The sequence below is a fragment of the Aureimonas sp. CAS genome (assembly GCF_059838215.1).
The window spans coordinates 2,091,393-2,105,495 of sequence record NZ_CM187563.1 but is presented as its reverse complement, the minus strand read 5'-3'; the positions used below and the strand labels follow the sequence as shown (position 1 = coordinate 2,105,495).

The following is a 14,103-nucleotide window of genomic DNA, read 5'->3' as shown; positions in this document are numbered from 1 at the left end:
GTGGCGGAAGACCTCGAAGACGCACGGCTGGCGGACGCCTTCGCTCACTGCGCCTTGCTCGTGGAGGACGCGGACCCGGAGCGTGCGACGGCGATCCTCTTCGCGGCGCCCGAGAAGCGGCGCTTCCTCTACGCGCTCTACGCCTTCGATCTGGAAACGTCAGGCGTGCGCGAGCGTGTCAGCCAGCCCATCCCCGGCGAGATGCGCCTGCAATGGTGGCGCGAGCGGATCGAGGCGGCGGCGTCCGGCGGCGAGGAGACTTCGCCGGTGGCCGAGGCGCTGGCCGAGACGATCCGAGGCCACGACCTGCCGGTCCCGGCCTTCGACCGCCTCCTGGAGGCGCGCATCTTCGACCTCTACGACGACCCGATGCCTTCGCGGGAGGCGTTCGAAGCCTATGCCGGCGAGACGATGTCGACCATCGTGACGCTTTCGGCGATGGTGCTCGGCCGCGAGGCCGCGCCCTTCGTCGCCGGGCTGGCGGGCCATGCGGGCGTCGCGGCCCTCTGCCGCTCGGCGCTCCTGCGCGAGCCTCAGCACGCCATGCGCGGGCAGGTGTTCGTGCCGGCGGACCTTCTCGGCGCCGCGGGCCTCGACCAGCGTCGCTGGCTCGAGGGCGGCGAAGGCGCGGAGCCTGCGCGGCAGGCGCTTCGTGCGCTCGGCCGCGAACATCTGTCCAAGGTCGAAGCGGGCTGGAGCACGATCCCGCGCGCTCTTCGTCCCGCCTTCCTTCCCGTCCGGCTGCTCGGCCGGGCGCTCGACGACGGGGGCAGGGCGGCGCGGTCCGGGCCGCTGGGCCGGACCTGGCGCTACTGGCGTTGGATGCGCGCGCCCGAAGGGCCGCGGTGACGGGTCTACGAGCCGGGCGCGAATGGTTCGCCGCCGTTCCCCGCTCGCTGGCTCTGGCCGCTCGTCTGGCGACGTCGCGCTTTCCGGTCGCCGCGGCTCTGATCGTCGCCTTCGCTCTGGCGTCGAACCTTCGGGTTGCCGAAGTCGATCTCTGGCCGCTCGGCCGTTGGCCCCGGCTTCTGTCGGCTCTCGGCGGCGCGGCGGCCGTCTCGGTCGCGTTGCGCGTCGGGGCGGAGGCGCTCGGGGCGCGGCCCGCCCTTCTCTCGCTCCTGCCGCTCACCGGAGCGACGGCCATCGGCCTGACGATCTGGTTCGGAGACCCGCTGACGCTCTACGCGCCGGCGCTCATCGCCGTGTCCGTGCTGGCCGTGCCGCTCGCGCCCTTTCTGCGGCGCGGATCGGCGATCCAGTTCTGGAGCTTCACGCTCTGGTCCTTCGTCGGCGTGGTGCTCGCCTTCCTGTCCGTCCTGCTCTTCTGCCTCGGGCTGCACGCGATCCTGGAAATGGTCCGCTTCCTGTTCCGGGCGGGCGTCGACTGGCGAGCCTATGCGCATATCTGGACGACGGCGCTGACCTTGGTCGGGCCGCTCTTCGCGCTCGCCCGCATCCCGCCGACCGAGGGCCGCGAGCTCGATTTCAGGGCCGAGGACGCCCTCGTGCGCGCGGTGCGTTCGCTTCTGGAATGGGTCGCGACGCCCTTGGCGCTGGCGACGGCGCTCGTTCTGCACGTCTACGGCCTGCGCATCCTCCTGACCGGCGAGGTGCCGCTGGAGGAGGTCGGATGGATCGTCACCTTCTTCGCCGTCCTGGCGCTCGCCTTGCGGATCGGGCTCGACCCGTTCCTCGCGAGCGGTGCGTTCCCCACGCAGATCTTCGCAAGGACATGGGTGGGCGCCCTCTGCTTCCCGCTCGCCATCCTGGTCTATGCCGCAGCGCTCAGGATCGACGCGCAAGGGGTGACGATCTCGCGCTACTTCCTGGTGGTGGCCGCTCTTTCGGGCGCGCTCGTGATTCTCGTCCAGGCCGTCCCGAGGGCGCGGGGCGACATCCGCATCATGGCGGCGATCCCGGTGGCGCTCCTCGCCCTGACGGTTGCCGGACCCTGGTCCGCGGCGAACGTCGTCGGGCGCAGCCAGGTCGGCTTCATCGAGGCGAGCGCGCTCGACGATGCCGGCGAACTCGATCTCGATCGCCTGGACCCGGCCTTCCGCCGCAGCCTGCGCTCGCGCGTGCGCGAGCTCGCCGAGGTCGACCAGCTCTGGCGGCTGGAAGCCTACATTCCGCCGCAGCGAGAAGAGGCGCTTCGGCTGGCGCGGGCGCCGGACGGCCGAGCGAACAGGCAGGCGATGCTCGCAGCGCTCGGGCTCCAGCAGGTGGCCGGTTCGGACCCGCCCATCGCGACTCGCGGCTTCTCGGCCGTCGCGACCGATCCGCTCGATCTCACGGGGTACGATGTCGCCTTCACGAGCCGGACGGTCGAACTGACCCCTTCGACGGTGGACGGGCTCGTTCTGCGTTTCGAGGGTCGCGATCTCGTCATCGAGCGCGGCGGGGACGCAGACCGGGCCGATCTCGGCGGCGTGCTCGACGCGATCCCCGCGGGCTGGTTCGAACCGTCGGTTCGAGATCTTCCGGAAGCGCCGGTCTTCGATGTCGTGACCCGGTCGGATCGGCCGCTTCGGGTGCGGATCGAGAGCCTGAGCCTCGACCCGCAGGGGCAGCCCGTCTTCGCGACGCTGACGCTGCTTGCGCGGCGGGCCGACTGGCCGGAAGTCTCAGGCGGCTTCTGAGCGCCCGGCCTGAGCGTCCGCCCAGAGGGCAAAGTCCGAAAGGGCCCGAGCCGCCAGTGCCCGGCGCTTGGCGACCGTCTTCTCCTTGCCGCGCAGCCGCTTGCCTTCCTCCTTCGGCACGACGACCGGCGGGAAGAGCCCGAAATTGACGTTCATCGGCTGGAAGGAGCGCTTGCCGCCTTCCTCCTCGGCCTCGATGTGCCCGCCGGTGATGTGGGCGAGAAGGGCGCCCATCGCCGTCGTCGGCGGCGGGGCGACCGGCGCTGCGCCCAGCGCTTCCGCGCTGGCGAAGCGTCCGGCCATCAGGCCGACGGCGGCCGATTCGACATAGCCCTCGCAGCCCGTGATCTGGCCCGCGAAGCGGATGTCGGGGCGCGACCTCAGCCGCAGCGTTCCGTCGAGGAGGCGCGGGCTGTCGAGATAGGTGTTGCGATGCAGGCCCCCGAGCCTTGCGAACTCGGCGTTCTCGAGCCCCGGAATGGTGCGGAAGAGGCGGACCTGCTCGGCGTATTTCAGCTTCGTCTGAAAGCCGACCATGTTGTAGAGCGTGCCCAGCGCATTGTCCTGCCGCAGCTGCACGACGGCATAGGCCTTCACGTCCGGATCGTGGGCGTTGGTCAGGCCCATCGGCTTCATCGGGCCATGGCGCAGGGTCTCCGGCCCGCGCTCGGCCATGATCTCGATCGGCAGGCAGCCGTCGAAATAGGGCGTGCCTTCCCACTCGCGGAACTCGGTCTTCTCGCCCGCGACGAGCGCGGCGACGAAGGCCTCGTACTGCGCCTTGTCCATCGGACAGTTGATGTAGTCCTTGCCGTTGCCGCCCGGCCCGACCTTGTCGTAGCGCGACTGGAACCACGCGACGTCGAGATCGATCGTGTCGAAATGCACGATCGGCGCGATCGCGTCGAAGAAGGCGAGGGCGTCGGCGCCGGTCTCGGCCCTGATCGACTCGGCCAAGGACGGGGCGGTGAGCGGGCCGGTGGCGACGATCGTGCGGCCCCATTCGGCGGGCGGCAGGCCGGAGACCTCCTCGCGCCGGACCTCGATCAGGGGATGGTTCTCGATCGCGCTCGTCACCGCCTTGGCGAAGCCCTCGCGGTCGACGGCGAGGGCGCCCCCCGCCGGCACCTGATGAGCGTCCGCGCAGCGCATGATGAGCGAGCCGGCGAGGCGCATCTCGGCGTGGATCACGCCGACCGCGTTGGCCGTCGCGTCGTCCGAACGGAAGGAGTTCGAGCAGACGAGTTCGGCCAGCTGGTCGGTGTGGTGGGCGTCCGTTCCCCTGACGCCGCGCATCTCGTGCAGGACGACGGGCACGCCGCTTTGCGCGATCTGCCAGGAAGCCTCGGATCCGGCGAGCCCGCCGCCGACGACATGAATGGGTGTGTTGGACATGGGCGCATTCATAGACGATCCGACCCTCGGACCGCAAACGCCTCGGGACCGGCAAAGCCTTGCCCACAAACGACAACGCCCGCCGGGGGAGGACCGGCGGGCGTCGTATATGGCCTCTCGCTGGGAGGAGGATGCGAGAGGCGCCTATCCGCTTCGGCCCTGGGAGGAGGATGGGCGGAAGCGAAACCGTCAAACTTGCCGGTGCCTGTCGGGGGAGGACCGACAGGCACCGTTTGGAGACCCTTCGCTGGGAGGAGGATGCGAAGGGCTCTAGTCCGCTCGGGCCCTGGGAGGAGGATGGGCCTGGAGCGAAACCGTGATCTTGCCGGTGCCCGTCGGGGGAGGACCGACGGGCACCGTTAGGGAACCTCTCGCTGGGAGGAGGATGCGAGAGGCTCTATCCGCCACGGCCCTGGGAGGAGGATGGGCCGAAAGCGAAGTCCTGAAACTTAGACCGCCGCGCGCCGCGCGATGGTCGGGATGTCGGAGCGAGAGATGCCGAGATCGGCCAGCTCGCGGTGCGAAAGACGGTTCAGCTCCGCGCAGGTCTCGCGGTAGCGCCGCCAGTTGGTGTAGGAGCGAACGATGTTCATCTTCAGCCTGTTTGCGTTCTAATCGATTGAAGCCCTGGAGCCCGGTGGCCCCGTCGCTTCGATGAGTGGAAGATAGGCGGGCGCTCCGAACGGCGCCAGCGCCAATGTCGCATAGCAGCATTGCGGCGATCGCATTGCGGCATAGCCACGGACGCTCGCTGATTCTAAACGGGAAAATACGCGGTTCCGCATCTTACGTAAGTGCGAGAATGCGTGTCCCGGCTCGTGGACGGCATGGCTCGCGCGCATGCAGGACGGAGAAGGGGGCATGGTCGGGACGGTTCCGCTCCATGCGGCCGGACGGGACAGGGCCGCGAGCGCTTCGTTTGACGGCATTGGGAGCGATGTTATAGAGACGCGCCGCGCGGAGGCGTCAAACCTTCGAGTGCGGGTGTGGCGGAATTGGTAGACGCACTTGGTTTAGGTCCAAGCGCTTCACGGCGTGGGGGTTCGAGTCCCTCCACCCGCACCAGAGACGATTTCACTGAACGAACGAAACGACGATCGCGGGCCGGCGGCCCCGGCCATTGAATAGAGGTTGCAGGATGCAGGTGACGGAAACCAAGTCCGAGGGACTGAAGCGCGAGATCGAGGTCGTCGTGCCCGCTTCGGATCTCGAGGCTCGGCTGCAGACCCGCCTTTACGAAAACAAGGACAAGGTGCGCCTGAAGGGCTTCCGGGCCGGCAAGGTGCCGATGTCCCACATGCGCAAGATGTACGGCCGTCAGTTCATGGCCGAGATCGTCAACCAGATCCTGAACGAGACGCCGCGCTCGGTGCTCTCGGATCGCGGCGAGCGTTCGGCCACCCAGCCCGAGATCGCGATGACCGAGGACGAGGCGGAGGCCGACAAGGTCCTGCGCGGCGAGAGCGACTTCAAGTTCACCCTGTCCTACGAGACCCTGCCGACCTTCGAGCTGAAGGAGACGGACGGGATCAAGATCGAGCGTCCGGTCGTCGAGATCGCCGACGAGGAGGTCGAGGAGCAGGTCAAGCGGATCGCCGAGAGCGCCCGCGAGTACACGGCCAAGGACGGGGCTGCCGAGAACGGCGACCGCGTCACGATGGATTTCGTCGGCAAGGTCGACGGTGAGGCCTTCCAGGGCGGCACGGCGACGGACTCCAACCTCGTGCTCGGCTCCGGCCAGTTCATCCCCGGCTTCGAGGACCAGCTGGTCGGCGTGAAGGCGGGCGACGAGAAGACCGTCGAGCTGACCTTCCCCGAGGATTACGGGGCGGCCCATCTGGCCGGCAAGGCCGCGACCTTCGACGTGACCGTCAAGGAAGTCGCCGCGCCCGGCGAGCTGGAGCTCGACGACGAACTGGCCAAGAAGATGGGCCTGGAGTCGATGGAGCGCCTGCGCACCGTCGTTCGCGAGCAGATCGAGAGCCAGTTCGGCCAGCAGACCCGCCAGAAGGTCAAGCGTCAGCTCCTCGACCAGCTCGACAAGGACTATGATTTCGTCCTGCCCGAGCGTCTGGTCGAGGCCGAGTTCAACAACATCTGGAACCAGGTCTCGCGCGAGCTGCAGAACTCGGGCAAGACCTTCGAGGACGAGGACACGACCGAGGAGAAGGCGCGCGAGGAGTATCGCCGCCTCGCCGAGCGTCGCGTGCGTCTCGGCCTCGTCCTGTCGCAGATCGGCGAGAAGGCCGGTGTGACGATCTCCGACGAGGAGCTCCAGCGCGCCGTGATCGCCCAGGTTCGTCAGTTCCCGGGCCAGGAGCAGCAGATCTACGACTACTTCCGCAACACGCCGGACGCGGTCCAGTCGCTGCGCGCGCCGATCTACGAGGAGAAGGTCGTCGACCATCTGCTCGCGACGGTGAACGTCACCGACAAGACGGTGACGAAGGAAGAGCTGATGAAGGACGAGGAGGAGGACGCGCTCGTTTCCGAGTGATCCTCGACCCTTCGGCGGATGAAAGAGCCCGGCCTCGCGCCGGGCTTTTTCGTTTCGGCGTTCGACAAAACTTCGCCAAACGCCAGATTCATGTCCCGCCACGCGACGAGCCTTCGGGGCGGGTCGCGCCCGCCCGATCCGAATGACTGTCCGAACGGCCGCCATGATCAAGACGCTCGCTACGCGCCTTCTCTTCGTCTGCCTGCTCACCTTCCTTTCCGCATGGCCCGCGAGCGCCCAGCTGCCGGCTATTCCGGGAACGACCCCGGCCGCGCCGCAGGAGACGGCCGACGAGGGCGTCGGCGAGGCGCAGCGGGCCAGCCTCGACGATCTGATCGCGATTCTGGAGGACGAGGCGACGCGCGCCCGGCTGATCGAATCGTTGCGCGCCATGGCCTACCAGCCTCCCGCAGCAGATGAGGCGGCGGCGGAGGAGGCCGAGCCCGAGGCCGCCTCGGTGCCCGCCGCTCTCGCCGGCTATACGCGCAGCGGCGTCGAGGCGTTGCAGATGGGGACGACCGCGATCGCGACCATCGTCGGTCAGGCGACCAATCTCATGGCCGGGACCGAGGCCATCAACTTCCCCGGCGTGGTCTCGGCCATCCTCCCGGTGCTGGCGGTCGCCGTGGCGGTCTTCGCGGCCTATTTCGCGCTGTCCTTCGCCCTGCGTCCGGCGCTCGACTGGCTGGCGGCGCGCGCCCGGCCCAAGGCGCCGATCCTGCGGCTGGCCCTTTTGGCCGGAGCGATGGCGGTCAGCGCGCTGAAGATCCTCCTGTCCGGCGTCGCCGGGCATATCGCGGCCATCGTCTTCTATTCCGGCCCGCCGAACTTCGCGCAGGCGCTGTTCCTCAACGCCTTCGTCATCACGGGCCTCATTCAGGTCGCGCTGTCGGCCTTCGTCGCGCCCTACCATCCGCCGCTGCGCATGACGCCCTTTTCCGACGGGCAGGCGCGCTACTGGTACAAGCGGCTCGCCTTCATCATTCTGGCGCTCGGCTACACCTTCCTGTTCCTCGCCCCCATCGTGGAGGCGAACTCCAACGTGCGGGCCGGCAACGCGGTGCGCTTCATCGTCGTCGTCATCACCTATCTGACGACGGTCTGGCTCATCGTGCACAACCGGTATCCGGTGGCCGAAAGGCTGCAGCGCGCCGCCATGCACGGGGCGCGCGATTTCCAGTCCCGCGTGAACTACATCCTCGGCTATGTCTGGTGGCTGCTGGCGCTTGTCTTCGTGACGGCGCTGCTGATCCTCTGGCTGCTCAGCCCGCGCGACGGCTTCCAGTTCATGGCGGTCGCCAGCCTCTACTCGCTGGCTGCGATCACGGTCGGCGGACTGGTCATCACCATCCTGTCGAAGGTCATCCTGTCCGGCATCAGGGTGCCCGACGTGACGAAGGATCGGCTGCCGCTGCTCGAAGGGCGGCTGAACGCCTTCGTGCCGACGCTGCTGACGCTGGCGCGGGTGATCGTCATCATCCTCGTCTTCGGGACGATCCTGGAATCCTGGCGGATCGTGGAGTTCAGCGCCTGGGCCCAGACCGCGTGGGGTCAGCGGCTGGTCGGCGGCGCCATCGGCGCGCTCATCATCCTTTCGGTCGCCTTCTGCATCTATGTCGTGATGTCCTCCTGGGTGGAGTACCGGCTGAACCCGAACTACGGCACGGTGCCGAGCCCGCGCGAGAAGACGCTGCTGGCTCTCTTCCGCAACGCCTTCACGGTGGTGCTGGCGGTCATCACGCTGATGCTCGTTCTCTCCCAGATCGGGCTGGACATCGCGCCGCTTCTCGCTGGTGCCGGCGTCGTCGGCCTCGCGATCGGTTTCGGCGCGCAGAAGCTGGTGCAGGACATCATCACCGGCGCCTTCATCCAGATCGAGAACGTCATGAACGAAGGGGACGTCGTGCAGATCGGCGCGATCTCGGGCGTGGTGGAGAAGCTGACGATCCGCTCCGTCTCGCTGCGCTCGCTCGACGGAACCTATCATCTGATCCCGTTCTCGGCCGCCGATCAGGTGTCCAACATGACGAAGGACTTCTCCAACTTCGTGGCCGACGTCGAGGTCGCCTATCGCGAGGACACGGACGAGGTCCGCGCGGCCATGGAGGAGGCTTTCGAGCGCCTGCGCGAGACGGATCAGGCCGAGAACATCATTGGCGACTTCGAGTTCCTGGGCGTCGAGATGCTGGGCTCGTCCTCGGTCCTGCTGCGCGGACGGGTTCGCACACTTCCCGGCAAGCAGTGGGGTGTCGGTCGCGTCTACAAGTCGCTCATCAAGAAGGTGCTCGACGAGCGCCGCATCGAGATCCCGTTCCCGCAGACGACGGTCTGGTTCGGAACGGGCAAGGACGGATCGGCACCGCCCATGCGCATCCTGCGCGCGGGCGCCGACTCGCAGCACGCCGAGGTCGCGCGCTCGCTCCCCAGGCCGAAGGACGGACCATCGGCGCCGACCACCTCCGTGGACGACGCCGAAGGCGCCGACCGGCAGGAGGCGGCCGACAAGGCCGAGGAGGCTGCGATCGAGAAAGAGAATCCGCTGCCCGCAAGGCCCTGACCGATCCGCCCGGCGATGCGCCTTGCATGGCCGGGCGCCGCCATCCTATCTGTGGGCCTGAAATCCCCCGCCAACGATTCGGCCGTGACGCCCCTTGCGGCATCCGCCGGAGACACGAAAGTCCGCGAGCATGAAACATCCCCTCGAGACCGCGATGAACCTCGTCCCGATGGTCGTCGAGCAGACCAATCGCGGCGAACGGGCTTACGACATCTTCTCCCGCCTCCTGAAGGAGCGGGTGATCTTCATCACCGGTCCGATCGAGGACCACATGTCGACGCTGATCTGCGCGCAGCTTCTCTTCCTGGAGGCCGAGAACCCCAAGAAGGAGATCGCGCTCTACATCAACTCGCCGGGCGGCGTGGTGACGAGCGGCATGGCGATCTACGACACCATGCAGTTCATCAAGCCGGCGGTCTCGACGCTGTGCATCGGGCAGGCCGCGTCCATGGGCTCGCTGCTCCTGTGCGCCGGCCACAAGGACATGCGCTTCGCCACGCCGAACGCGCGCATCATGGTGCACCAGCCCTCGGGCGGGTTCTCCGGCCAGGCCTCGGACATCGAGCGCCACGCGCAGGACATCATCAAGCTGAAGCGCCGCCTCAACGAGGTCTACGTCCAGCACACGGGCCAGGACTACGAGACCATCGAGAAGACGCTCGACCGCGACCACTTCATGACGTCGGAAGAGGCGCAGGCCTTCGGCCTCATCGACAAGGTCTACTCGTCGCGCGAGGCTCTGGAGTCGACGGCGCCGCAGGCCTGACGCGAGCCGCCTTGATGTCACCCCGGCGGGCCCATAAGTTGGAACGTCGAGGGCCATCGGGGCGGGCAAGCGTCGCTCAAGGGTTTGGTCGCAGATTTGTCATAGGGTGGCGGGCCATCGCCGGGTCCGTCGCTTCAGCCGGGCAGGGACGGGGCCATCGTCGGCCGACCTGACAGCGGACCGGCATCCGGGGCTCTTCGGACTGGAAGGATAGAGAGAATGAGCAAAACGAGCGGCGGCGACAGCAAGAACACGCTCTACTGCTCTTTCTGCGGAAAGAGCCAGCACGAAGTCCGCAAGCTGATCGCGGGACCCACGGTCTTCATCTGCGACGAGTGCGTCGAACTGTGCATGGACATCATCCGGGAGGAGAACAAATCCTCCATGGTGAAGTCGCGCGAGGGCGTGCCGACTCCGCAGGAGATCATCGCCGTCCTGGACGACTACGTGATCGGGCAGTCCTTCGCCAAGAAGGTGCTCTCGGTGGCGGTCCACAACCACTACAAGCGCCTGGCGCACGCGGCGAAGAACAACGACGTCGAGCTGGCGAAGTCCAACATCCTCCTGATGGGCCCGACCGGCTGCGGCAAGACGCTGCTGGCGCAGACGCTGGCGCGCATCCTCGATGTGCCGTTCACCATGGCCGACGCGACGACGCTGACCGAGGCCGGCTATGTCGGCGAGGACGTCGAGAACATCATCCTCAAGCTGCTCCAGTCGGCCGACTACAATGTCGAGCGGGCGCAGCGCGGCATCGTCTACATCGACGAGATCGACAAGATCTCGCGCAAGTCCGACAACCCGTCGATCACGCGCGACGTGTCGGGCGAGGGCGTCCAGCAGGCGCTTCTGAAGATCATGGAAGGCACCGTCGCCTCCGTGCCGCCGCAGGGCGGGCGCAAGCATCCCCAGCAGGAGTTCCTGCAGGTCGACACGGCGAACATCCTGTTCATCTGCGGCGGCGCCTTCGCCGGGCTGGACAAGATCATCTCCGACCGCGGCCGCAAGACCTCGATCGGCTTCGCCGCCAACGTCTCCTCGCCGGAGGACCGCCGCACGGGCGATCTCTTCCGCCAGGTGGAGCCGGAGGACCTTCTGAAGTTCGGCCTCATCCCCGAGTTCGTCGGCCGTCTGCCGGTCCTGGCGACGCTGGAGGACCTCGACGAGGCCGCGCTGGTGCAGATCCTCGTCGCGCCGAAGAACGCGCTGGTGAAGCAGTATCAGCGGCTCTTCGAGATGGAGAACGTCGAGCTGTCGTTCCACGAGGACGCGCTGAAGGCGATCGCCCGCAAGGCGATCGAGCGCAAGACCGGCGCGCGCGGCCTTCGCTCCATCATGGAGGCGATGCTGCTCGACACGATGTTCGACCTGCCGACGCTGGAAGGCGTGCAGGAGGTCGTCATCTCCGAGGAGGTCATCGACGGCAATGCGCGGCCGCTCTACATCTATGCCGAGCGCAAGGAGGAGAAGGAGAACGTCAGCGCCTGACGGGCGGACGTTCTCCTGACGAGCACGAATCGAGCCCGCCACGGTCACCCGCGGCGGGCTTTTTCATTCCAGGGTGCGGCGGGCGTGATACAACCGTCACAATGCGTTGCGCGAGCGCTGCGCCGCACTGAGGACCGGCTTGAAGCAGCCGACGGGCGGGACCACATTGGACGGGCAATGAGGGGTCTGGCCGGGGGCTGTATCAACGGGTCCGGAACGATCGCCTGAGGCGGCTTCGCCGCAGAAAGGACTTCCCATGTCGACCACGAAAACGAGCGCGGACCAGACTTCCGTCCATCCCGTCCTGCCGCTTCGCGACATCGTCGTCTTCCCGCACATGATCGTTCCGCTCTTCGTCGGGCGGGAGAAGTCGATCAAGGCGCTGGAAGAGGTGATGGGCGCCGACAAGCAGATCCTGCTCGCCACCCAGAAGGAGGCAGGCGACGAGGATCCGCAGCCGGGCGCCATCTACGAGCTCGGCACGCTCTCCAACGTTCTCCAGCTTCTGAAGCTGCCCGACGGCACGGTGAAGGTGCTCGTCGAGGGCGTCGCGCGCGCGCGCATCGAGCGCTTCACCGACCGCCGCGAGTGGCACGAGGCCGAGGCGCGGCTCGTCGAGGTCGAGGACGAGGACCCGGTCGAGGTCGAGGCGCTGGCCCGCTCGGTGATCTCGGAGTTCGAGAACTACGTCAAGCTGAACAAGAAGATCTCGCCGGAGGTCGTCGGTGCGGCCGGGCAGATCGACGACTATTCCAAGCTCGCCGACACGGTGGCCTCGCATCTGGCGATCAAGATCCCGGAGAAGCAGGAGATGCTCTCGCTCACGTCCGTGCGCGAGCGGCTCGAGAAGGCCCTGTCCTTCATGGAGGCCGAAATCTCCGTCCTGCAGGTGGAGAAGCGCATCCGCTCGCGCGTCAAGCGCCAGATGGAGAAGACCCAGCGCGAGTACTATCTGAACGAGCAGATGAAGGCGATCCAGAAGGAGCTCGGCGACGGCGAGGAAGGCCGCGACGAAGCCTCCGAGATCGAGGAGCGCATCAAGAAGACCAAGCTCTCGAAGGAGGCGCGGGAGAAGGCCAATGCCGAGCTGAAGAAGCTGCGGCAGATGAGCCCGATGTCGGCCGAGGCGACGGTCGTGCGCAACTATCTCGACTGGCTGCTGGGCCTGCCCTGGGGCAAGGCCTCGCGCGTCAAGATCGACCTCAAGAAGGCCGAGCAGATCCTCGACGAGGACCATTACGGCCTCGACAAGGTGAAGGAGCGCATCGTCGAGTATCTGGCCGTCCAGAGCCGGCAGTCGAAGCTCAAGGGCCCGATCCTGTGCCTCGTCGGCCCTCCGGGCGTCGGCAAGACCTCGCTGGCCAAGTCGATCGCCAAGGCGACCGGCCGTGAGTACGTGCGCATGGCGCTCGGCGGCGTCCGCGACGAGGCCGAGATTCGCGGTCACCGGCGCACCTATATCGGCTCGATGCCCGGCAAGGTCATCCAGTCGATGAAGAAGGCGAAGAAGTCGAACCCGCTGTTCCTGCTGGACGAGATCGACAAGCTCGGACAGGACTATCGGGGCGACCCGTCCTCGGCGCTGCTGGAGGTTCTCGACCCCGAGCAGAACGCGACGTTCATGGATCACTATCTGGAGGTCGAGTACGACCTCTCGCCGATCATGTTCGTCACGACCGCGAACACGCTGAACATCCCCGGGCCGCTCATGGACCGGATGGAGATCATCCGGATCGCGGGCTACACCGAGGACGAGAAGGTCGAGATCGCCAAGCGGCACCTCCTGCCGAAGGCCATCCGCGACCACGCCCTCAAGCCCGAGGAGTTCGAGGTCTCGGAGGACGCGCTGCGCACGATCGCACAGCGCTACACCCGCGAGGCCGGCGTGCGCTCCTACGAGCGTGAGCTGACCAAGCTCGCCCGCAAGGCCGTGACGGCGATCCTCAAGGGCGAGGCGACCAAGGTCTCGGTGACGGCGGCGAATATCGCCGACTATCTCGGCGTGCCCCGCTACCGCTTCGGCGAGGTGGACAGCGCCGATCAGGTCGGCGTCGTCACGGGCCTCGCCTGGACCGAGGTCGGCGGCGAACTTCTGACGATCGAAGGCGTCATGATGCCCGGCAAGGGCAAGATGACGGTGACGGGCAATCTGAAGGACGTGATGAAGGAATCGATCTCGGCGGCGGCGTCCTACGTCCGCTCGCGGGCCACCGATTTCGGCATCGAGCCGCCTCTCTTCGAGAAGCGGGACATCCACGTCCACGTTCCGGAGGGTGCGACCCCGAAGGACGGCCCGTCCGCCGGGACCGCCATGGCGACCGCCATCATCTCGGTGATGACGGGCATCCCCGTGAAGCGCGACATCGCCATGACGGGCGAGATCACGCTGCGGGGCAGGGTGCTTCCGATCGGCGGCCTGAAGGAGAAGCTCTTGGCGGCGCTTCGCGGCGGCATCAAGAAGGTGATGATCCCGGAGGAGAACGCGAAGGATCTCGTGGACATTCCGGACAACGTCAAGAACGCCCTGGAGATCGTTCCGGTCTCCCACATCGGGGAGGTTCTGAAGCATGCCCTCGTGCGCCAGCCCGAGGCCGTCGAGTGGGACGAGGAGCGCAATCCGATTCCCGCCGGCGACCCCGCGCAGGACGGCGCGACGGCCGTCGCGCACTGAGGCAACCCAGGGTTTGCGAAAGAAAAGACCGCCTCCGGGCGGTCTTTTTGCGTCGAAAGCCCGCTTTTCTGGGGTTTCGGCCATTTCCGC

At 67.3% G+C, this 14,103-nt stretch carries 9 protein-coding genes and 1 tRNA gene; 8 read left to right on the top strand and 2 right to left on the bottom strand.

All coding sequences use genetic code 11. The features are described from left to right. A complete protein-coding gene (locus AC6R2M_RS10175) occupies nucleotides 1-849 on the top strand; it encodes a phytoene/squalene synthase family protein (protein WP_500481755.1) in 849 nt (282 codons plus the stop codon). Then, nucleotides 846-2,639 (top strand): DUF4153 domain-containing protein, encoded by a 1,794-nt coding sequence (locus AC6R2M_RS10170; protein WP_500481753.1) that lies wholly within the window; start codon nucleotides 846-848, stop codon nucleotides 2,637-2,639. The genes AC6R2M_RS10175 and AC6R2M_RS10170 overlap by 4 nt, the downstream gene beginning before the upstream one ends. On the opposite strand, the gene trmFO is transcribed toward AC6R2M_RS10170, so the two are convergent. After that, nucleotides 2,625-4,046, bottom strand: coding sequence for a methylenetetrahydrofolate--tRNA-(uracil(54)-C(5))-methyltransferase (FADH(2)-oxidizing) TrmFO (trmFO, locus tag AC6R2M_RS10165; protein ID WP_500481751.1), 1,422 nt, complete (start codon nucleotides 4,044-4,046; stop codon nucleotides 2,625-2,627). The genes AC6R2M_RS10170 and trmFO overlap by 15 nt on opposite strands. Before the next feature lie 437 nt (nucleotides 4,047-4,483). Continuing rightward, nucleotides 4,484-4,627 carry a DUF1127 domain-containing protein gene (locus tag AC6R2M_RS10160; protein WP_500481749.1) on the bottom strand — a complete coding sequence of 48 codons (144 nt, stop codon included), beginning with the start codon at nucleotides 4,625-4,627 and terminating at the stop codon, nucleotides 4,484-4,486. A 387-nt stretch (nucleotides 4,628-5,014) separates the two neighbouring features. Here AC6R2M_RS10160 and AC6R2M_RS10155 point away from each other — a divergent pair. The 6 genes from AC6R2M_RS10155 to lon all read left to right on the top strand — a co-directional run bounded on the left by AC6R2M_RS10155 (nucleotide 5,015) and on the right by lon (nucleotide 14,013). Further along, nucleotides 5,015-5,099: transfer RNA gene (locus AC6R2M_RS10155), tRNA-Leu, on the top strand. Nucleotides 5,100-5,172: 73 nt separating this feature from the next. Continuing rightward, nucleotides 5,173-6,531 (top strand): trigger factor, encoded by a 1,359-nt coding sequence (tig, locus tag AC6R2M_RS10150; RefSeq protein WP_500481747.1) that lies wholly within the window; start codon nucleotides 5,173-5,175, stop codon nucleotides 6,529-6,531. 163 nt (nucleotides 6,532-6,694) lie between these two features. Next, nucleotides 6,695-9,088 (top strand): mechanosensitive ion channel domain-containing protein, encoded by a 2,394-nt coding sequence (locus tag AC6R2M_RS10145; protein WP_500481745.1) that lies wholly within the window; start codon nucleotides 6,695-6,697, stop codon nucleotides 9,086-9,088. Between the two features lie 130 nt (nucleotides 9,089-9,218). Then, on the top strand, nucleotides 9,219-9,854 hold the full coding sequence (locus AC6R2M_RS10140; protein ID WP_500481743.1) for an ATP-dependent Clp protease proteolytic subunit: 636 nt from the start codon (nucleotides 9,219-9,221) through the stop codon (nucleotides 9,852-9,854). 219 nt (nucleotides 9,855-10,073) lie between these two features. After that, nucleotides 10,074-11,342 carry an ATP-dependent Clp protease ATP-binding subunit ClpX gene (gene clpX, locus AC6R2M_RS10135; RefSeq protein ID WP_500481741.1) on the top strand — a complete coding sequence of 423 codons (1,269 nt, stop codon included), beginning with the start codon at nucleotides 10,074-10,076 and terminating at the stop codon, nucleotides 11,340-11,342. Nucleotides 11,343-11,598: 256 nt separating this feature from the next. Next, the gene (lon, locus tag AC6R2M_RS10130; RefSeq protein WP_500481739.1) at nucleotides 11,599-14,013 is read left to right on the top strand and encodes an endopeptidase La; all 2,415 of its coding nucleotides are present in this window, start codon (nucleotides 11,599-11,601) and stop codon (nucleotides 14,011-14,013) included. Nucleotides 14,014-14,103: the final 90 nt, after the last annotated feature.

Excerpts from the sequence above, each read along its gene's own strand:
- trmFO (WP_500481751.1), bottom strand. The coding sequence starts at position 4,046 with ATGAATGCGCCCATGTCCAACACACCCATTCATGTCGTCGGCGGCGGG.
- AC6R2M_RS10160 (WP_500481749.1), bottom strand. The coding sequence starts at position 4,627 with ATGAACATCGTTCGCTCCTACACCAACTGGCGGCGCTACCGCGAGACC.
- tig (WP_500481747.1), top strand. The coding sequence starts at position 5,173 with ATGCAGGTGACGGAAACCAAGTCCGAGGGACTGAAGCGCGAGATCGAG.
- AC6R2M_RS10145 (WP_500481745.1), top strand. The coding sequence starts at position 6,695 with ATGATCAAGACGCTCGCTACGCGCCTTCTCTTCGTCTGCCTGCTCACC.
- AC6R2M_RS10140 (WP_500481743.1), top strand. The coding sequence starts at position 9,219 with ATGAAACATCCCCTCGAGACCGCGATGAACCTCGTCCCGATGGTCGTC.
- clpX (WP_500481741.1), top strand. The coding sequence starts at position 10,074 with ATGAGCAAAACGAGCGGCGGCGACAGCAAGAACACGCTCTACTGCTCT.
- lon (WP_500481739.1), top strand. The coding sequence starts at position 11,599 with ATGTCGACCACGAAAACGAGCGCGGACCAGACTTCCGTCCATCCCGTC.